Genomic DNA, 19,833 nt, shown 5'->3' on the forward strand with positions numbered 1-19,833 from the left:
GTTAACCGACTAACACCGACAGCATGCTTAAGGAACCCATTTCGATACCGTCTACCGGGATCGTAATGGGTTCTTCTTTATCCCACGCGCCTAAAACATACAGCAGCGGCAGGAAGTGATCCGCCGTCGGGTTTGAGAGCGCCCCGCCTTCATGTTGCAGGTAATTTGCCAGCGGGTGTTGTTCAGCCGGCCCTTTCCATTCCAGATTCGCTTTAACATAGTCGTTAAACGACGTCGCCCACGGATAAGGTTCAGAATCACCGCGCCATTTTGCGGTGCGCAGGTTGTGCACTACGTTACCGCTTGCCACCAGCATCACGCCTTCATCACGCAAACTGGCGAGCCTGCGTCCCATCTCCAGATGCCAGGCCGCAGGTTTGGTGCTGTCGACGCTGAGCTGTACCATCGGAATATCCGCATTCGGGTACATCTTTATCAACACGCCCCACGAACCGTGGTCAAAGCCCCAGGCTTCGGTATCCAGCGTAACCGGAACAGGCGAGAGCAGCTCTACCAACTTCTGCGCAAGCTCAGGGGAACCCGGCGCCGGGTAATAGGTATCGTACAGCGCCTGAGGAAAACCGCCGAAGTCGTGGATGGTTTTCGGCGCTTCCATCGCCGTCACGCCCGTGCCCCGGGTAAACCAGTGCGCGGAAACCACCACAATGGCTTTCGGGCGCGGCAATGTCTCACCGAGGTGCTGCCAGGTACGGGTATAGAGGTTATCTTCCAGTACGTTCATCGGGCTACCGTGACCTAAAAACAGTGCTGGCATTCGGTTACGAGACATGATGTTATCCTTCCAGAGGCATAATTGAATAACACCACATTAACCTGTTTTCCGTGAGGATAAACTCAGATAAGCGTGATGATGATCTTCAGAAAATTTGAATGTAAGGATGAGGTAAAGAATGCCTGTGCCTCTCGCCATAAATCACAAACTTCAATATCATGAATGATAATCATTATCAAAAGGAGTAAGCGATGTCGGTACCGCTAATTCTGACATTACTGGCAGGAGCTGCCACGTTTATTGGCGCCATTCTCGGCGTCATTGGCCAAAAGCCCTCTAACCGAGTGCTGGCGTTTTCACTGGGCTTTGCCGCCGGGATTATGTTGCTGATCTCTTTAATGGAGATGCTGCCCGCCGCGCTGGGTACGGAAGGCATGTCGCCGGTATTGGGTTACAGCATGTTTGTTATCGGGCTTATTGGCTACTTCGCGCTAGACCGCGTGCTGCCGCATGCGCATCCGCAAGATCTGATGCAGAAAACCACCACGCCGCTGCCGCGTAATATTCGCCGCACGGCGATACTGCTGACGCTGGGGATTAGTCTGCACAACTTCCCGGAAGGTATCGCCACCTACGTTACGGCGAGCAACAACCTCGAATTAGGTTTCGGCATTGCGCTCGCCGTGGCGCTACACAATATTCCAGAAGGGCTGGCGGTTGCCGGGCCGGTTTATGCGGCGACAGGCTCAAAACGCAAAGCGGTGTTCTGGGCCGGAATCTCCGGGATGGCCGAGATTCTGGGCGGCGTGCTGGCGTGGGCGATTCTGGGTAGCATGATGTCGCCGGTACTGATGGCCTCGATTATGGCCGCCGTTGCCGGGATTATGGTGGCGCTATCCGTTGACGAGCTGATGCCGCTGGCGAAAGAGATCGATCCTAACAACAACCCCAGCTACGGCGTGTTATGCGGAATGTCGGTGATGGGGATGAGCCTTGTGGCATTACAATCGATGGGAATTGGCTAACAGCCATAAAAAAAGCCCGGCGCAGATTCAGCCGGGCTTCTTCAAACAGAGCGCAATCAGCTTGCTTTACGCTCGTGCTCGCGACGGTAGGCCACCAAATCTTCGATGGTGACCAGCGCCATATTATGTTCCTGCGCAAACTTGATGCACTCTGGCGCGCGCGCCATGGTGCCATCGTCATTGGTCAGTTCACACAGAACGCCAGCTGGTTTAAAGCCCGCCAGCGTCACCAGATCGATGGTCGCTTCGGTGTGACCACCACGGGTCAATACGCCGCCCGGCTGCGCGCGCAGCGGGAAAACGTGACCAGGGCGGTTGAGGTCTGACGGTTTAGCGTTGTCGGCAATCGCCGCACGAACGGTAGTCAGACGGTCAGCGGCGGATACGCCGGTCGTTACGCCGTGAGCCGCTTCAATGGTGACCGTAAAGCCGGTGCCGTAAGCGCTGGTGTTCGTTTCCACCATCATCGGCAGATCCAGCTGTTTACGACGCTCATCGGTCAGGCACAGACAAACGATGCCGCTACCGTGACGGATAGTCAGCGCCATTTGTTCAACGGTCATGTTTTCGGCGGCAAAGATCATGTCGCCTTCGTTCTCGCGATCTTCGTCGTCCAGCACCATCGCACCGCGACCTTCACGCAGAGCAATCAGTGCGTTTTCAACGCGTTCGAAAGAAGTACCAAAAGAGGAAAGTAGCGTCTGATTCATGGTAAAAAAACCTCATTAATATTATGGTTACCAGAATCAGGGCAGTCTTAGGAGTGCCGATAAACGGCTAATAGATAACGCGAGCGGGCGTAAACCCGACTGGATCGTTACTCTCTCCCATCCGGACTCTAACCGTCGGCCCCGGAATTACACCGGATCTGCTGACCTTCCCATTTACACGGGAAGCGCTCGCGGGCTTTCAGCCAATCCGTCGACTTTCACGCCGCCGCTGCGTTGGCTGCCTTCGCTCACACCAGTCATTTAGTTGACTAAACTCCTGGTGACTCGCTCAGTTGCCGCCTTGCTGCAACGCGAAATTCTTTGGATGTTGCTGATTTACCGCCGGTGGGGAATTTCGCCCCGCCCTGAGAATAAGCGTACTTACTATAACGCTATTGATTATCTTCGGCAATGCATAAGCTTCGCACAATTCTGGTTTATCGCACCCTGAGAAGGCACTACAATAACGGTAACGCCGACAGAATCAGGGAAACACAGATGATCGACCCGAAAAAAATTGAACAAATCGCCCGTCAGGTTCACGAATCCATGCCAAAAGGCCTGCGTGAATTCGGTGATGACGTAGAAAAGAAAGTTCGTCAGGTGATTCAGTCACAGTTGACGCGTCTTGACGTGGTCAGCCGCGAAGAGTTCGACGTACAGACCCAGGTTCTGCTGCGTACTCGCGAGAAGCTGGCGCTGCTGGAGCAGCGGATCAGCGAGCTGGAAAATCGTCAGGCCGCTGTAGAGGTAAAACCAGCCCCGACAGAACCTTCAGAGTAAAAATTGAAGCGGGCCGTATGGCCCGCTTTATGCCAATCCTGATTTGCCCTGCACCTTGTCGATAAATATTTAGCCTGAAAACTCTCTTTTCGGATTAAAAGATTCCTTCGGTACATGCTATTGTATCCCTCTATTATTTTAAGAAACAAAATCTTCACCCAAGGAAAATTATTACAGGGGGGAATGAAGTATGTATTTATTTACGGAATATAATAGCCCCTATTTATTCGCTCTATCATTTGTCCTGCTTATTGGTGCACTTGAAATAATATCGCTGACCTTTGGTCATTTTCTCTCTGGCATCCTCGACGCCCATCTCGATAATTATGATTCCTTATCGTCCGGGAATATTGGCCAGGTGCTTCACTTCCTGAATATTGGGCGTATTCCGTCATTGGTTGTGTTCTGCTTACTGGCGGGTTATTTTGGGCTGTTTGGTATTCTTGTCCAGCATGGCTGGACCACGCTGCTGCAAGCGCCACTGGGTAACCTGCTGCTGGCCCCCGTATGCTTTATTGCGTCTGTCCTCGCGGTACATTACAGCGGGAAAATCATTGCTCCGTGGATCCCTCGTGATGAAAGTACCGCTATCGCTGAGGATGATTATATCGGCTGTATGGCAATGGTTACCGGACATTCCGCAATGGCAGGCACGCCTTGCGAAGGAAAATTTACCGATAAGTTCGGGCAAATTCATTACTTGTTGCTAGAACCCGAAGAAGGACACGCGTTTAAAAAAGGGGACCGGGTATTAATTATTTACCGACTCTCCGCAACGCGTTATTTGGCCGAACTCAACCCTTGGCCGAATATTTTGTAATTGTATTTTGACCTTAAGAGAACGACATAATGGATGATATTATTAACACGTTACCTTCATGGATGTTTACCGCAATTGTCGCGGTTGTCGTCTTATTAATCATCGGGATTATATTTGCCCGTCTTTATCGCCGAGCCTCCGCAGAACAAGCATTTGTGCGAACCGGGCTTGGCGGCCAGAAAGTGGTGATGAGCGGCGGTGCCATCGTGATGCCCATCTTCCACGAAATTATTCCCATCAATATGAACACCCTCAAACTTGAGGTTAGCCGGTCTACCGTCGACAGTCTGATCACCAAAGATCGTATGCGTGTAGATGTCGTTGTCGCCTTTTTTGTCCGCGTAAAACCGTCGGTTGAAGGGATTGCCACCGCCGCACAAACTCTGGGCCAGCGCACCCTTTCGCCTGAAGATTTACGCGTACTGATCGAAGATAAGTTTGTTGATGCCTTGCGCGCCACGGCCTCGCAAATGACCATGCATGAGCTACAGGACACCCGTGAAAACTTTGTGCAGGGCGTGCAAAACACGGTAGCGGAAGATCTGTCAAAAAACGGCCTGGAGCTGGAGAGCGTCTCGTTAACCAACTTTAACCAGACGGAGAAAGTGCATTTTAATCCGAACAACGCCTTTGACGCCGAAGGCCTGACCAAGCTGACTCAGGAAACGGAGCGCCGTCGCCGCGAGCGTAATGAAGTCGAGCAGGACGTGGAAGTGGCGGTAAGAGAGAAAAACCGCGATGCGCTGTCCCGCAAGCTGGAAATTGAGCAGCAGGAATCCTTTATGACGCTTGAGCAGGAGCAGCAGGTGAAAACCCGCACTGCCGAGCAGAACGCCAAAATCGCCGCCTTTGAAGCCGAGCGTCACCGTGAAGCGGAACAGACGCGTATTCTTGCCGAGCGCCAGATTCAGGAAACTGAAATTGAGCGCGAGCAGGCCGTTCGCTCAAGGAAAGTTGAGGCCGAGCGTGAAGTTCGGATTAAAGAGATCGAACAGCAGCAGGTCACGGAAATCGCTAATCAGACGAAATCCATCGCCATTGCCGCAAAATCCGAGCAGCAATCTCAGGCGGAAGCACGCGCTAACGATGCGTTGGCCGAGGCGGTTCGCGCCCAGCAGAACGTAGAAACCACCCGTCAGACGGCGGAAGCGGATCGTGCCAAGCAGGTTGCGCTTATCGCCGCCGCGCAGGATGCGGAAACCAAAGCGGTTGAGCTGACGGTACGGGCGAAAGCCGAGAAGGAAGCGGCGGAATTGCAGGCGGCGGCCATTGTCGAACTGGCGGAAGCGACGCGCAAAAAAGGTCTGGCGGAAGCCGAAGCGCAGCGCGCGCTGAACGATGCTATCAACGTGCTTTCCAATGAACAGACCAGCCTTAAATTCAAACTGGCGCTGTTGCAATCTCTGCCTGCCGTCATCGAGAAGTCCGTTGAACCAATGAAGTCCATCGACGGAATTAAGATAATCCAGGTGGATGGCTTAAATCGCGGTGGTGCCACCGGAGAAGCCAGTACAGCAAATGGTGTCAGCGGTGGAAATCTGGCGGAACAAGCACTCTCTGCCGCCCTCTCTTATCGCACGCAGGCGCCGCTTATCGATTCACTGCTAAACGAGATTGGTCTTGCCGGCGGTTCACTTCATGCCCTGACTTCGCCGTTAAGTACGCCGAAAGCTTCCGGGGTAGAGGTGGAAGCACAGCAAAAAGAGGCTTAATCATTTTTCCGCAAAGTCGCTAAACCTTGTATCCCTGGCCCAAAAAGCCGGGGATTTTTTATCCGCAAATTGCCCTTTCAGCGCCAGAAACGCTGTTTTTGCGTGGACGCTCGAGAAGTCATAAAACCGAAAGGGAAAAGGCTTGTGCCTGTCAGTGGGCACGCTAACAATCGCACTGTCAGCAAGGCGCTGAAACGGGAAAGCCCCTCCCGAGGAAGGGGCTTTAATAAGGAAAGGGTTATGATGAAGCTCATCATCATACTGGTTGTGCTGTTATTGATAAGTTTCGCAGCTTTCTAACAGTCAATCAGAGGGGGGAGAAATCCCCTCTCACCCTTATTCCTTTACTTTAGGTCGAAAAAACAACAGCGTCAACAGCCCGCTGCGCACCAAAACGAAATGTTCGATGCGCCTCGCGCATTCACGACTTATCGTTGTCCTGCTGGATTTTCTTGATGATATTGGTGGTTGAACAGCCATCTTCAAAATTCAGCACCAGCACTTCACCGCCGTTGGCCCAAACTTCTTCGCTACCGGCAATTTGCTCTGGCTTATAGTCGCCGCCTTTCACCAGACGATCCGGCAGGATCCCGGCAATCAGACGCTGCGGCGTATCTTCTTCAAAGGACACGACCCAGTCGACGGACTCCAGCGCGCCCAGCACGATCATGCGCTGATCCAGTGGATTTACCGGGCGGGATTCGCCTTTCAGACGCTTCGTCGAGGCGTCGCTGTTTACCGCAACGATCAGACGATCGCCCAGCTTGCGCGCATTCGCCAGATAGGAGACGTGGCCCGCGTGCAGAATATCGAACACGCCGTTGGTCATCACCACTTTCTCACCGCGACGACGCGCAGCGGCAACCGCATGCTTGAGCTCTTCTTCGCTCATCACGCCAAAACCGGTATCCGCGCGACCGCGCACGGCATTTTCCAGCTCGATAGGCGAAACGGTAGATGTCCCCAATTTCCCCACCACCACGCCTGCCGCGGCGTTGGCAAAGAAGCAGGCTTCTTCCAGACTTTTTCCAGACGCCAGCGTCGCCGCCAGTACGCCAATAACCGTATCACCGGCACCGGTCACGTCATACACTTCCTGCGCCTGAGTCGGCTGATGCAGCGGCGGCTTGCCGGGTTGTAGCAGCGTCATGCCCTGTTCGGAGCGAGTGACCAGCAATGCAGACAGGTCGAAATCGGCAATCAGCTGCATGCCGCGTTCCACTAACTCTTCTTCGGTTTTGCACTTGCCCACAACCGCTTCGAATTCAGAGAGATTTGGCGTGAGCAGCGTAGCACCGCGATAGCGTTCAAAATCAGTGCCTTTCGGGTCGATCAGTACCGGAACATTCGCCTGGCGCGCCAGTTGAATCATCTGCTGCACGCTTTCCAGCGCGCCTTTGGCATAATCGGAAAGCACCAGCGCACCGACGTTCGGCAGGCCGCTTTGAATCCGATCGTGCAACGGCTGAGGATCAACGCCCGCGAAACCTTCTTCAAAATCCAGGCGAATCAGCTGCTGGTTACGAGACAGCACACGCAGCTTGGTGATCGTCGGATGCGTTGGCACAGAAACGAAATCGCATTTGACGTTAACGTCGGCCAGCGCTTTATTCAGCGCACGTGCCGCATCGTCAATACCGGTCAGGCCGACAAGACGAGATACCGCGCCCAAAGAGGCAATGTTCATCGCCACGTTCGCCGCGCCGCCAGGACGTTCTTCGATAGTTTCCACTTTCACCACGGGTACCGGGGCTTCCGGGGAAATACGGCTGGTTGGGCCATACCAGTAGCGATCCAGCATCACATCGCCAACCACCATCACTCCTGCGCGTTCAAATTCCGGCAGCGTTACTTTCATTCTTGTCTCCAAAGAGAATCAAAATTTCGCGCGATAATAGCACATTTCACGGTTGAACCAGCCACTTCTGCCAGCTGGCGCTTACCTGCTGGCGTTCCTGAGCGAAGCTCTCCTGCGAAACGTTGCCCGGCAGTTCTTGTAATGCAAGATGATGCAGGGCGTCACGCAATGTGGTGTAAGCATGGGTCAACGCCCGCGCTTCGTCCTCGTCCATAATGTCGTTTTGCGCCAACAGTTCGAGAATGCGCACATTATCCGACCAGCGCGTCAGCTTCGGTTTGTCGTAGGCGTAACGCAGCACCAGATACTGAGTGATAAATTCAATATCGGTAATTCCGCCGGCGTCGACTTTGATATCAAAACGGTCGCGCTGCTTGCCGCCCAGGTGTGCACGCATTTTCTCACGCATTTCACGAACTTCGGTTTGCAATACCGCCCCGTCGCGCGCGGTGGTCAGGATTTGCCGACGAATAGCGTCAAACTGCTGCTCAAGCTGTGGGTCACCGTACACCACTCGCGCGCGCACCAGCGCCTGATGCTCCCACGTCCACGCTTCGTTTTGCTGATAATCGGCGAACGCTTCGGCGGTGGTGACCAGCATACCGGCCGCGCCGGATGGACGCAGTCGGGCATCCACTTCGTAGAGAATGCCCGATGAGGTACGGGTGCTGAACAGATGCATAATGCGCTGCGCCAGGCGGAGATAGAACTGACGACCGTCGATTTCCCGTTCACCGTCGGTCATAGCGTCCATCGGGCAATCGTGGAGGAACACCAGATCCAGATCGGAGCTGTAGCCTAACTCCCAGCCGCCCAGCTTGCCGTAACCAATGACCGCGAAACCACGGCCGTGTCGCTCGTGGAGATGTGTTGGTTGGCCATAACGCGCCACCATTTGCACCCATGCCTGCTGGACAACCGCATCAATCATCGCCTCCGCAAGCCAGGTCAGGTGGTCGCTGACCTTCATCACCGGCAGCGTACCAGCGATATCCGCCGCCGCAATATGCAGCAACTGCGCTTGCTTAAACTGGCGCAATGCTTCCAGCTGTTGCTCCTCATCCTCTTCCGGCACGCGCAGCAAATATTGACGCAGCTCGTCGCGATAGGCGTCGGTTGCCGTCGGTTGATACAAGGTGCTCGGGTCAAGCAGCTCATCCAGCAGCAGCGGATAACGCGCCAGCTGGCTTGCCACCATCGGTGAGGCCGCGCACAGGCGAATAAGATGCTTTAAGGCGCCGGGATATTCGCTAAGCAGCTCAAGGTAGGTTGTCCGTGTGACGATACCGCTCAGTAACGGCGTGATACGCGTTAATAGCACCCGCGCGTCTTCCCGCGAGCACACTTCACTGAGCAGATGCGGCATCAGGGAATCCAGCACCTGGCGTCCACGTGGGCCGATGGTGCGCTTATCCAGTTCTTTGCGAAAATCCGCCACCTGCGACAAAACGTGGTGGCGATCGTCATCGCTCAGATGCGTCAGCACCACTGGAGTATCATCTTCTTGCAAGGTGTCCTGCCACAGCTCGCGCCAGTCTTCAGACAGCTGTTCTTCCTGTGATGGCTCTTCGTCATCGCCGATCAGATCGTTGAAGACCCGGCGGACATCCGCCATCAGCGCGTCAAGGCGCGCGGTGAGCGAATCCCAATCGTTGAGATGCATGCCCCACGCCAGGCGCGCCCGATTGAGCTCATCGGTGGGCAGGGTTTGGGTTTGCTCATCGTTAATGCTTTGCAGCAGGTTTTCCAGGCGACGCAGGAACAAATAGGCCTCGCGCAGCGCCTGCGCATCCGTTGCGGATAACAAATTCAGCGCTTCAATCGCCGACAGCGTGGGCAACAGCGCGCGGCTTTGCAGTGAAGGCTCGCGCCCCCCACGAATCAGCTGGAAAACCTGCACAATAAATTCAATCTCGCGGATGCCGCCCGCCCCCAGCTTGATATTGTCTTTCAAGCCACGGCGGCGCACTTCGCGGGTGATCATCCCTTTCATATTGCGTAAGGACTGGATCACGCTGAAGTCGATATAGCGGCGGAATACAAACGGTCGCAGCATCGCGCGCAGTTCGCGAGTGTAAACACCTTCGTCATCGCCCATGATCCGCGCTTTGACCATCGCATAGCGCTCCCAGTCGCGCCCTTGCTCCTGGTAATAATCTTCCAGGGCGGCAAAGCTCAGCACCAGCGGGCCACTGTCGCCAAACGGACGCAGGCGCATATCGACGCGGTAGACGAAACCATCCTGCGTGGGCTGGTCCAGCGCCTTAATCAGGCGTTGCCCCAGACGGGTAAAGAACTGGGCATTATCCAGCTCGCGGCGCCCCCCTTGGGTCGTGCCGTGTTCCGGCCAGGCAAAAATCAGATCGATATCGGAAGAAAAGTTGAGTTCGCCGCCGCCCAGTTTTCCCATCCCAAGGATGAGCAACGGCTGCGGTACGCCGTCGGCGCTGCACGGTGTGCCCCATTCCCGGCAGCAGGCGTCATAAAGCCAATCACGCGCCTGAACAATTAGCGTCTCTGCCAGATGGCTCAGTTGCTGAAGGGTATTTTCTTCACTGACGAGTGATAGCGCTTGTGCCCAGGCAATACGCACCATTACCCGACGACGGAATACCCGCAGCGTCCGCATAAGCGCCGCTTCATCATGCACCTCAGACAGCTCAGCCTGAAGCCACCCCGCGTATTGTTGCCACTCATCCGCCTGTGGCGGGCTGCTTTCCAGCGACGTCAGCCACTCGGGATAGGTCAGCAAACTTTGCGAAACAAAATCACTGAAGGTGACAACAGCCTGCGCCTCGGCGCTAAGCGAATCCATGGCAAACGCTTCTGGCGCGCGCTCACTAAGCGTCTGCCAGTGCTGCTGTAACTGCGAAGAAAGCGGCGTCATACGCGGGTTCCCTGAAGTTAATTAACGTTTTCCGCTGTGTAACCAGAACGGTTCAACCGCCAGCGCTTCATTGCGGTAATGCTCAATTTCAATATGCTGACGCGTTTCGATGGCGTGGCGTAAGCCTTGCCAGTTCGCCAGCCAGCGTTCGGCTTTCCCGGCGTCGTAGTAACCCGATAATATCTGCACCGTATTGATGTCGCGCGTCAGACGTGGGAGCTGGTCGGCATAGCTGTCGCCCAGAGGATAGGCAAAGGTTGTGCGCAGCTCAGCGGCCTGACGAGAAAGGTGGGTATCGGCAAAGCGTTTAAAGGAGTCCGCCATTTTGGCTTCGGCTTTGGCGTCGAGGAACGGCTGCCAGCCGCGCGTGACCAGCCATTTTGTAAAGGCCAGCTTGGTTAACGCCATCTCAGGGCAGAAAACGATATCATGAGCGGACTTTTCGCTGAGCATCAGCGCGTCCACCTGGGTCAACCCTTCACGCAGCTGAGCGCTGGCTTTGCGCGGAACAATACCGCCAAACAGCGTCAGGACATGGCGAACCAGCCCCAGCGCATTAACGACTTCCGTTTTCGCCTTCTTTTTACCGCGCAGCCACAGTTCTTCATGATACTGCCAATGAGACAATGCACTTTCCAGCGCGGCCTCAAACGCCTGACCTACCGTGGCTTTTGGCGGCAGCGTTAAAATGGTCAACGGTTTGATTTCACGTTCCAGATTACCCTGCGCCAGATGGTAGCCGCGCGCCGCTTTGCTCAGGCTGCCTTGGCGCAGCAGGCCGGTTTTCGCCAGCTCCTGTGCCAGCGCCAATACGTCAGCGGTTTCACCGCTTAAAAGCTCAAGCTCCAGTTCGCAGATGGCTTCCTGGTGCTCGCCCGCTTTCACCTCGCCCCGATCGAGCGCGATTTCAATCTGGCTGTTGCCGTGATTGACGACCCATTTCTCGCGGTTAAAGTCGGTACTAAATAGCGGCTGAACCTGCTCGGCGAGCCCTTCAGGCATTTCGCCGTTTGGCCAGACTTCCAGCGGCAGTTTATCCAGCGCAAGCTCTGGGGTGCTGATATCAATATTGTATTCCGGGCGCTGATGCAGCCCACCTACGGTGCGACCGGCGATTTTGAGGGTCATTTCGTAGCGGCCATTATCGCCGCGAATGCGCAGGCCCATATCGTGCCGACGCAGCCAGTTATCCGCCGTTTCATAATAGATGTTTAGCAACGTCGTCGGCGCAGTGTGCTCAGCGTTGAGGGATTGCAGATTTTCACGCAGCGCTTCAACGCCTGCGTCGTCGATAATAAATTTTAATTCGATTTCTTGAGCCATGATTGAATTCTTGTGGTTTCGTTACCTGGAAATACCCATCTGGCGAACTTATAGGTATTCTTTTTGTCAGTAGATAGTATTTTGCGACAAATTGCCATGCAATGCGCAATTTGTCAGGTAACACGCTGGCGGCGTTTTTTTCCTCCTGGAGGATTCCGATTGCCGCAGAATGCTTTGCGTCGTCAGACTGTTGCCACTACTATCGTTCCACTTTTATGACAAAAACGATGATCTGATGCCAAAATTACGCTTAATTGCCATTACTTTACTGACACTTACCGCTTCCACTCTGGCTCATGCTGATGAAAAGCGTTACGTTTCCGACGAATTGAACACCTGGGTACGCAGCGGCCCGGGCGATAACTACCGTCTCGCCGGTTCACTGAACGCCGGTGAAGAAGTGACCCTGCTACAAACCAACGACAGTACACAATACGGCCAGGTGCGCGACAGCAATGGCCGTACCGCGTGGATCCCGCTTAAAGAGCTGACCGCCACGCCAAGCCTGCGTACCCGCGTGCCCGACCTGGAAAACCAGGTCAAAACGCTGACCGACAAGCTCAATAATATCGACGGCACCTGGAACCAGCGCACTGCGGAAATGCAGAAAAAGGTCGCTCAGAGCGATAGCGTGATCAACGGTTTGAAAAACGAAAACCAGAAGCTGAAGAACGAGCTTATCGTTGCGCAGAAAAAAGTGAGCGCCGCTAACCTCCAGTTAGACGACAAACAGCGCACCATCATTATGCAGTGGTTCATGTATGGCGGCGGCGTGCTGGGGATGGGTCTGATCCTCGGTCTGGTCTTACCGCACATCATTCCAAGCCGTAAGCGTAAAGATCGCTGGATGAACTAAGCTAACTCGCCTTGAATCAACTTCTTTCGTATTATCACAGAGAAAATGATGAGGAGAGGCGTGGCGTGAAGAGTTATCTGGTTGGCGGTGCAGTTCGGGACGGTTTATTGGGCCTCCCGATCAAAGACAGAGATTGGGTGGTGGTCGGTGCGACACCGCAGCAAATGCTTGATGCAGGCTACCAGCAGGTCGGCCGTGATTTTCCTGTCTTTTTGCATCCTGCCAGCCACGAAGAATATGCCCTTGCCCGTACCGAACGTAAGTCCGGTTCCGGGTATACCGGCTTCACCTGCTATGCGGCCCCTGACGTTACGCTGGAGCAAGACCTGCTGCGTCGGGACTTAACCGTTAACGCAATGGCGCAGGATGCCGACGGTTCTCTTATCGATCCGTACGATGGCTACCGCGATCTTAAGCAGCGTATTTTGCGCCATGTTTCCCCGGCCTTTGGCGAAGACCCGCTGCGCGTGCTGCGCGTGGCGCGATTTGCCGCCCGCTACGCCCATCTCAGTTTCCGTATTGCCGATGAAACGCTGGCCTTGATGAAAGCGATGACGGAGGCCGGCGAGCTGGCGCATCTGACGCCAGAACGCGTATGGAAAGAAACCGAAAGCGCTCTCGGTACTCGCAACCCGCAGGTGTTCTTCCAGACGCTGCGCGACTGCGGTGCGCTAAAAGTTCTGTTCCCGGAAATCGACGTGCTGTTTGGCGTTCCGGCCCCGGAAAAATGGCATCCCGAAATCGATACCGGCGTCCATACGCTGATGACCCTCACCATGGCGGCAATGCTCAGCCCTGAACTCGACGTACGCTTTGCGACGTTGTGTCATGATTTGGGCAAAGGGCTTACGCCAAAAGCATTGTGGCCTCGCCACCACGGCCACGGCCCGGCCGGCGTGAAGCTGGTTGAACGGTTGAGCCAGCGCCTGAAAGTCCCAAATGATATGCGTGACCTCGCGAAACTGGTTGCCGAATTCCACGACCTCATCCACACGCTGCCCATTCTGCAACCGAAAACGATTATCAAGCTTTTTGACGCCATTGACGCCTGGCGTAAACCGCAGCGCGTAGAGCAAATTGCGCTAACCAGCGAAGCGGATGTGCGCGGACGCACCCATTTTGAAGCCAGCGACTACCCGCAAGGACGGCTGCTGCGTGAAGCATGGGAAGTGGCTCGTGCGGTTGGCAATAAAGAGGTTATCGAAGCCGGATTTAAAGGCCCTGCTATCCGCGAAGAATTGACGCGACGCCGAATTAAAGCGGTCGCTGACTGGAAGGAAAAACGTTGCCCTCAGTCAAAAGACTGAGGGCAATTGATCAGAAGAAGACCACGTAAACCGCTGCCGCGACGATAAAGCGATAGATGGCGAACGGAATAAACGAGATACGTTTAATCAGCTTCAGGAAGGTTTTGATGGCCACCAGCGCCACCAGGAAAGCCATCACAAAACCGACGGCAAACATCGGAATATCGCCGACGGTCAGGAAGTGCCAGCTCTTGTAGAGATCAAGAACGGTGGCGCCCATCATCATCGGCACCGCCAGCAGAAAAGAAAACTCTGAGGCGGCGTAACGGCTCACACCCATGAGCATGCCGCCTGAGATGGTCGCTCCTGAACGAGAAAAGCCCGGCCATAGCGCCAGACACTGGAAGCAACCAATGATAAACGCCTGGCGATAGGTCATATCGTCAACCCCGACCGCGCGCGGCGTTTTGGGTTTCAGGCACTCTGCGGCAATCAGCAATAGGCCACCGACCACCAGGGCATACATCACGTTTACCGGGTTAAAGAGCGATTTGATCGTGTCGTGGAACACCAGACCCAACACCACCGCCGGGATCATCCCCAATAGAATATGAATCAAAGACAGTCGGCCTGAACCTTCACCTTCGTGAATCGGCGGGCGACCGAAGTGAATGCCTATCAGGCTAAACAGTCGACGCCAGAACATCACCACGACGGCAAGAATCGACCCAAGCTGGATCACCACTTCAAAGGTATTCGCCGTTTCACCTTCAAACCCCAGAAGATGACCCACAATAATCATATGACCAGTGCTGGAAACAGGCAGAAACTCCGTCAATCCCTCGACCACACCCAAAATTGCCGCCACCAGCAGCGAGTGTATATCGCTCATTTATAAACCCTTTAAAAGTAAACAATAAAATAAACCCAGCACTATGACCGGTGTAACCCTAAATAATTCAAGTTGCAGGAAGGCGGCAAGAGAACGAATCCCCAGGAGCGTACATACAGTACGTGACTGGGGTGAGTGAGCGCAGCCAACGCATCTGCAGCTTGAAGTATGACGGGTATAGATCATTTTGGTTTAACTTATATGACCACTAAATATTTTATTTCGGATTATGGCCACGCTCGATGATTACGCCGACGTTTGCCGCCCGCGCAACCGCACCGGGTTTACTGACCTTGATACGCACCCACGGCGAGTTAAAGCGGGACATTAACAGCTCAGCCAGCTCTTCCGCTACGCGCTCAACCAGCGCAAAACGGCTGCCTTCCACATGCTGCACGACAGCTTCGCTGATGTCAGCGTAGCTCAGGCAGTCTTCCACATTGTCGCTGGCAGCGGCTTTGCGGTTGTCCCAGCCTAATTCGATATCGAACACCAGTTTCTGCTCAATGGTTTGTTCCCAATCATAAACACCAATAGTGGTGATTACCGAAAGTTGCTCTATAAATACAATATCCATCACGACCTGCTTGGTTTTAGGCTAAACCGGATACCACTTCCGGCGAATTATGCGTATTATCCACAGATGCAGAGAATACTTCGACATTTTCAAAATGGAACAGCGTTATGAGTGCAATCGAGCCTGGAATGATTCTCCTTGCCTACCTTTGCGGCTCAATTTCCAGCGCCATTCTGGTCTGCCGCCTCGCAGGGTTACCTGACCCTCGTAACTGTGGCTCCGGTAATCCTGGAGCCACCAATGTATTACGTATTGGCGGAAAAGGTGCTGCCTTAGCCGTACTGATTTTCGATGTTCTGAAAGGGATGCTGCCTGTGTGGGGAGCATACGCTCTCGGCTTGTCGCCATTCTGGCTAGGTCTTGTGGCGATTGCCGCCTGTCTGGGCCATATCTGGCCGGTGTTTTTCCATTTCCGGGGCGGAAAAGGCGTGGCGACTGCATTTGGCGCTATTGCCCCTATCGGCCTTGATTTGACCGGCGTAATGGCGGGCACCTGGATCCTCACCATTCTTCTCAGCGGCTATTCCTCGCTGGGTGCGATCGTCAGCGCGCTGGTGGCGCCGTTTTACGTCTGGTGGTTCAAACCCCAGTACACCTTCCCGGTTTCGATGCTCTCATGCCTGATTTTGCTGCGTCATCATGACAATATTCAGCGTCTGTGGCGACGTCAGGAGACAAAGATCTGGGTGCGGTTTAAGAAGCGTAAGCAGAAGAAAGAAGAATAGAGGAAGGGTTGGCATTGCTCCCGGCGTCGCTGCGCTCGGCCGGGCTACAGTTCAGAATAGCCCGGTTATGCGCCGCACCGCCGGGAAGTTCTAACAATTAAGCTGCCGGCAATTCTGCCAACGGCCAGCGCGGACGAACGGTGACGCCCAGTGAGTCGCTAGCGCCCGTTTTCAACCGCACCATGCCCGCATAGGCAATCATCGCCCCATTGTCGGTACAAAATTCCGGGCGCGCATAAAACACTTCGCCACGACGCTTTTGCATCATGTCGGCGAGCTTGGCGCGCAGCGTACGGTTAGCACTCACGCCCCCCGCCATCACCAGACGCTTAAAGCCGGTTTGATCCAGCGCGCGTTTGCACTTGATCATTAGCGTATCCACCACCGCATCCTCAAATGCACGAGCAATATCGGCGCGCGTCTGATCGTCGTTATCGTTATTGCGGATAGTGTTAGCCGCGAATGTTTTGAGGCCAGAGAAGCTGAAATCCAGCCCCGGACGATCGGTCATTGGGCGTGGGAAAACAAAACGCCCTTCCGTACCCTGAGCGGCCATTTTCGACAGCAGCGGCCCGCCCGGGTAATCCAGCCCCAGCAGTTTCGCCGTTTTATCGAAAGCTTCACCGGCGGCATCATCAATAGATTCACCCAGCAAGGTGTACTGACCAATGCCGGTCACGCTGATAAGCTGCGTGTGACCGCCTGAGACCAGCAGCGCCACAAACGGATACTCCGGTGGATTTTCTTCCAGCATCGGCGCCAGCAGGTGGCCTTCCATATGGTGCACCGGTATCGCCGGTACGTTCCACGCGAATGCCAAAGACCGCCCCACGGTTGCGCCTACCAGCAGCGCGCCTACCAGGCCCGGGCCTGCGGTATAAGCAACCGCATCAATATCTTTTGCCGTCAAGCTGGCTTCTTTTAACGCAGCCTGAATCAGCGGAACCGTTTTGCGCACGTGATCGCGCGAGGCTAATTCAGGCACCACGCCGCCGTAGTCAGCGTGTAATTTCACCTGACTATACAGTTGGTTGGCTAACAGCCCTTTTTCATCATCATAAATTGCGATGCCGGTTTCATCGCAGGATGTTTCAATTCCCAGTACACGCATGGCTACATTTACCTCGTTTCAGTACCGCGCAGTGTAGGATCTCTGACCTTAGATGTAAAACTTTGCTCACTTCAGGCGTCGAGTTCGTGTATACTTCTCAACCTTAAAAAGTCCCTTTCAAAAGAGCGTCGGTGCTTTACAAAGCAGCAGCAGTTGTAGTAAAATTCCGCACCATTTTGAAATAAGCTGGCGTTGATGCCAGCGGCAAACCGAATTTATTAAAGGTGAGAGTTACATGCCGGTAATTAAAGTACGTGAAAACGAGCCGTTCGACGTAGCACTGCGTCGCTTCAAACGTTCATGCGAGAAAGCAGGTGTTCTGGCGGAAGTTCGTCGTCGTGAGTTCTATGAAAAACCGACTACCGAACGTAAGCGCGCTAAAGCTTCTGCAGTGAAACGTCACGCGAAGAAACTGGCTCGCGAAAACGCACGCCGTACTCGTCTGTACTAATCTCTTGAGGGCACACGCTCTCAATTGTCAGACCGAGTTGTAGTTGCAAGGCCGTGCTTCCGAAAGGAATGCGCGGCTTGTTTTCGTTTATAAATCAGTATTTACACAAAATCATTCATGCTGTATCCAGGCGGCAAGTGAGTGAATCCCCGGAGCTTACATCAGTAAGTGACAGGGGTGAACGAACGCGGCCAACGCAGAGACAGTTTGAAGGTTAAAGTGAAAATAAACGGGGCCTATGGCTGGACGAATCCCACGCGTATTTATTAGTGACCTGCTGGCGCGCACCGACATCATCGATCTTATCGATGCACGGGTGAAGCTAAAAAAGCAGGGCAAAAATTATCATGCGTGCTGTCCCTTCCATAACGAGAAAACCCCCTCTTTCACCGTAAATGGTGATAAGCAGTTTTATCACTGCTTCGGCTGCGGCGCGCACGGCAATGCCATCGACTTTTTGATGAACTACGACAAGCTCGAGTTCGTTGAAACCGTTGAAGAACTGGCGGCTATGCACAATCTTGAAGTGCCGTATGAAGCCGGAACGGGCCTGAGCCAGATAGAGCGCCATCAGCGGCAAAATCTCTATCAGCTGATGGACGGATTGAATGCGTTTTATCAGCAATCTTTCGCTCAACCCATCGCCGAACCTGCACGCCAGTACCTGGAACAACGCGGCCTGAGCGCCGAAATTGTCCAGAGTTTTGCTATTGGTTTTGCACCACCAGGCTGGGATAACGCATTAAAACGTTTCGGCGGTAATGTCGACAACAGAAAGCTGCTGCTCGATGCCGGAATGCTGGTCACCAACGACCAGGGAAGAACCTACGACCGTTTTCGCAATCGTGTGATGTTCCCGATTCGCGATAAACGCGGCCGGGTGATTGGTTTTGGTGGTCGCGTACTGGGTAACGATACGCCGAAATACCTGAACTCCCCGGAAACCGATATTTTCCATAAAGGCCGTCAGTTATATGGTCTTTATGAAGCCCAGCAGCACAACGCTGAACCACCGCGCCTGCTGGTTGTCGAAGGGTATATGGATGTTGTGGCTCTGGCGCAATACGGTATCAATTACGCCGTTGCCTCGCTGGGGACGTCGACCACGGCTGACCATATGCATATGTTATTCCGTGCAACAAACAACGTCATTTGCTGTTACGACGGCGATCGCGCGGGACGGGATGCCGCATGGCGCGCCTTAGAAACCGCAATGCCGTATATGACCGACGGTCGTCAACTACGCTTTATGTTTCTACCCGACGGCGAAGACCCGGATACGCTGGTACGTAAAGAAGGGAAAGAGGCTTTTGAAGCACGGATGGAGCATGCGCAACCGCTCTCCGTGTTCTTATTCAATAGCCTGCTGCCGCAGGTTGACCTGAGCACACCGGACGGCAGCACGCAGCTTGCGGCGCTGGCGCTACCGCTCATTAGCCAGGTGCCGGGCGATGCGCATCGTATCCAGTTACGCCAGACGCTGGGTTTGAAGCTGGGCATTTTCGACGATGCTGCACTTGATCGTTTAATGCCAAAACAGGCAGAAAGTGGCGTGGTACGCCCGACTCAACAGCTAAAACGCACGACCATGCGTATACTGATAGGGTTACTGGTACAAAACCCCGATCTCGCACCACGCGTTCCTCCGCTGGTCGGGCTGGATCCGAAAAAAATGCCAGGTCTGGGATTGTTTACCGAACTGGTCAATACCTGTTTAGCCCAGCCGGGTCTGACAACCGGACAGCTGCTGGAGCAGTATCGTGGAACAAATGAAGCCGCGACCCTTGAAAAACTGTCGATGTGGGACGATATAGCAGATAAGGATATCGCTGAAAAAACCTTCACCGACTCGCTCAACCATATGTTTGATTCGTTGCTTGTACTGCGACAAGAAGAGTTGATAGCTCGCGATCGCACACACGGTTTAAGCAGCGAAGAACGCCGGGAACTCTGGACATTAAACCAGGAACTGGCCAAAAAATGAATTTAACGGCTTAACTGCCGAATACCTATCGGGTAGCCCCCGACAGCCGCACCGAGGCGCAGCGGCACAAATATAAGTACGCCCTCGCATTAAATGTCGGCGGTTCGTTCGCCGGCCGACACCAATCAAATGAATTAAG

The 19,833-nt window shown here is 54.2% G+C and carries 18 protein-coding genes; 10 read left to right on the forward strand and 8 right to left on the reverse strand.

The features are described from left to right. Position 1: 1 nt before the first annotated feature. Positions 2 to 790, reverse strand: coding sequence for a 4,5-DOPA dioxygenase extradiol (gene ygiD / locus ACIPDS_RS07910; protein ID WP_400734426.1), 789 nt, complete (start codon positions 788 to 790; stop codon positions 2 to 4). Between the two features lie 194 nt (positions 791 to 984). Here ygiD and zupT point away from each other — a divergent pair, with 194 nt between their 5' ends. After that, a complete protein-coding gene (gene zupT / locus ACIPDS_RS07915; protein ID WP_166516891.1) occupies positions 985 to 1,758 on the forward strand; it encodes a zinc transporter ZupT in 774 nt (257 codons plus the stop codon). 56 nt (positions 1,759 to 1,814) lie between these two features. On the opposite strand, the gene ribB is transcribed toward zupT, so the two are convergent. Continuing rightward, a complete protein-coding gene (ribB, locus tag ACIPDS_RS07920) occupies positions 1,815 to 2,468 on the reverse strand; it encodes a 3,4-dihydroxy-2-butanone-4-phosphate synthase (RefSeq protein ID WP_166516890.1) in 654 nt (217 codons plus the stop codon). A gap of 498 nt (positions 2,469 to 2,966) precedes the next feature. Between ribB and ubiK the strand changes: the two genes are divergently transcribed. From ubiK to ACIPDS_RS07940, 4 genes are all read left to right on the forward strand, one after another. Further along, the gene (ubiK, locus tag ACIPDS_RS07925) at positions 2,967 to 3,251 is read left to right on the forward strand and encodes a ubiquinone biosynthesis accessory factor UbiK (protein WP_400734429.1); all 285 of its coding nucleotides are present in this window, start codon (positions 2,967 to 2,969) and stop codon (positions 3,249 to 3,251) included. 190 nt (positions 3,252 to 3,441) lie between these two features. Next, entirely contained in the window at positions 3,442 to 4,071 is a 630-nt protein-coding gene (locus tag ACIPDS_RS07930) for an OB-fold-containig protein (protein WP_400734431.1), read from the forward strand. 29 nt (positions 4,072 to 4,100) lie between these two features. Continuing rightward, on the forward strand, positions 4,101 to 5,783 hold the full coding sequence (locus ACIPDS_RS07935) for a flotillin family protein (RefSeq protein ID WP_400734433.1): 1,683 nt from the start codon (positions 4,101 to 4,103) through the stop codon (positions 5,781 to 5,783). A gap of 240 nt (positions 5,784 to 6,023) precedes the next feature. After that, positions 6,024 to 6,083, forward strand: a complete 60-nt coding sequence (locus tag ACIPDS_RS07940) for a type I toxin-antitoxin system Ibs family toxin (protein ID WP_400734723.1) — start codon at positions 6,024 to 6,026, stop codon at positions 6,081 to 6,083. A gap of 121 nt (positions 6,084 to 6,204) precedes the next feature. Here the strand turns inward: ACIPDS_RS07940 and hldE are convergent, their stop codons facing one another. The 3 genes from hldE to ACIPDS_RS07955 are packed head-to-tail and all read right to left on the reverse strand — an operon-like array spanning position 6,205 to position 11,851. Then, on the reverse strand, positions 6,205 to 7,641 hold the full coding sequence (gene hldE, locus ACIPDS_RS07945) for a bifunctional D-glycero-beta-D-manno-heptose-7-phosphate kinase/D-glycero-beta-D-manno-heptose 1-phosphate adenylyltransferase HldE (protein ID WP_166516885.1): 1,437 nt from the start codon (positions 7,639 to 7,641) through the stop codon (positions 6,205 to 6,207). Positions 7,642 to 7,687: 46 nt separating this feature from the next. Beyond that, on the reverse strand, positions 7,688 to 10,528 hold the full coding sequence (gene glnE, locus ACIPDS_RS07950) for a bifunctional [glutamate--ammonia ligase]-adenylyl-L-tyrosine phosphorylase/[glutamate--ammonia-ligase] adenylyltransferase (RefSeq protein WP_400734435.1): 2,841 nt from the start codon (positions 10,526 to 10,528) through the stop codon (positions 7,688 to 7,690). 21 nt (positions 10,529 to 10,549) lie between these two features. Next, positions 10,550 to 11,851: an inorganic triphosphatase gene (locus ACIPDS_RS07955; protein WP_400734437.1), complete on the reverse strand. Its 1,302-nt coding sequence runs from the start codon at positions 11,849 to 11,851 to the stop codon at positions 10,550 to 10,552. Between the two features lie 235 nt (positions 11,852 to 12,086). Between ACIPDS_RS07955 and ACIPDS_RS07960 the strand changes: the two genes are divergently transcribed. Together ACIPDS_RS07960 and ACIPDS_RS07965 are read left to right on the forward strand one after the other, a co-directional pair. Beyond that, the gene (locus tag ACIPDS_RS07960) at positions 12,087 to 12,707 is read left to right on the forward strand and encodes a TIGR04211 family SH3 domain-containing protein (RefSeq protein ID WP_400734439.1); all 621 of its coding nucleotides are present in this window, start codon (positions 12,087 to 12,089) and stop codon (positions 12,705 to 12,707) included. A 65-nt stretch (positions 12,708 to 12,772) separates the two neighbouring features. Continuing rightward, on the forward strand, positions 12,773 to 14,014 hold the full coding sequence (locus ACIPDS_RS07965; RefSeq protein WP_400734441.1) for a multifunctional CCA addition/repair protein: 1,242 nt from the start codon (positions 12,773 to 12,775) through the stop codon (positions 14,012 to 14,014). 10 nt (positions 14,015 to 14,024) lie between these two features. On the opposite strand, the gene bacA is transcribed toward ACIPDS_RS07965, so the two are convergent. Both bacA and folB read right to left on the reverse strand, forming a co-directional pair. Continuing rightward, positions 14,025 to 14,846 carry an undecaprenyl-diphosphate phosphatase gene (gene bacA / locus ACIPDS_RS07970; RefSeq protein ID WP_166516880.1) on the reverse strand — a complete coding sequence of 274 codons (822 nt, stop codon included), beginning with the start codon at positions 14,844 to 14,846 and terminating at the stop codon, positions 14,025 to 14,027. Between the two features lie 217 nt (positions 14,847 to 15,063). Then, positions 15,064 to 15,423 carry a bifunctional dihydroneopterin aldolase/7,8-dihydroneopterin epimerase gene (gene folB, locus ACIPDS_RS07975; protein WP_166516879.1) on the reverse strand — a complete coding sequence of 120 codons (360 nt, stop codon included), beginning with the start codon at positions 15,421 to 15,423 and terminating at the stop codon, positions 15,064 to 15,066. A 107-nt stretch (positions 15,424 to 15,530) separates the two neighbouring features. Between folB and plsY the strand changes: the two genes are divergently transcribed. Continuing rightward, positions 15,531 to 16,148, forward strand: coding sequence for a glycerol-3-phosphate 1-O-acyltransferase PlsY (gene plsY, locus ACIPDS_RS07980; protein WP_166516878.1), 618 nt, complete (start codon positions 15,531 to 15,533; stop codon positions 16,146 to 16,148). 97 nt (positions 16,149 to 16,245) lie between these two features. Here plsY and tsaD read toward each other — a convergent pair whose 3' ends face one another. After that, on the reverse strand, positions 16,246 to 17,259 hold the full coding sequence (gene tsaD, locus ACIPDS_RS07985; protein WP_400734444.1) for a tRNA (adenosine(37)-N6)-threonylcarbamoyltransferase complex transferase subunit TsaD: 1,014 nt from the start codon (positions 17,257 to 17,259) through the stop codon (positions 16,246 to 16,248). Positions 17,260 to 17,494: 235 nt separating this feature from the next. Between tsaD and rpsU the strand changes: the two genes are divergently transcribed. Together rpsU and dnaG are read left to right on the forward strand one after the other, a co-directional pair. After that, entirely contained in the window at positions 17,495 to 17,710 is a 216-nt protein-coding gene (gene rpsU / locus ACIPDS_RS07990) for a 30S ribosomal protein S21 (RefSeq protein ID WP_001144069.1), read from the forward strand. 238 nt (positions 17,711 to 17,948) lie between these two features. Continuing rightward, positions 17,949 to 19,694: a DNA primase gene (dnaG, locus tag ACIPDS_RS07995; RefSeq protein WP_166516876.1), complete on the forward strand. Its 1,746-nt coding sequence runs from the start codon at positions 17,949 to 17,951 to the stop codon at positions 19,692 to 19,694. The last annotated feature ends 139 nt before the right edge of the window (positions 19,695 to 19,833 follow it).

The sequence above is a fragment of the Kluyvera sp. NPDC087067 genome (assembly GCF_044745165.1).
Taxonomy (GTDB): Bacteria; Pseudomonadota; Gammaproteobacteria; order Enterobacterales; family Enterobacteriaceae; genus Kluyvera.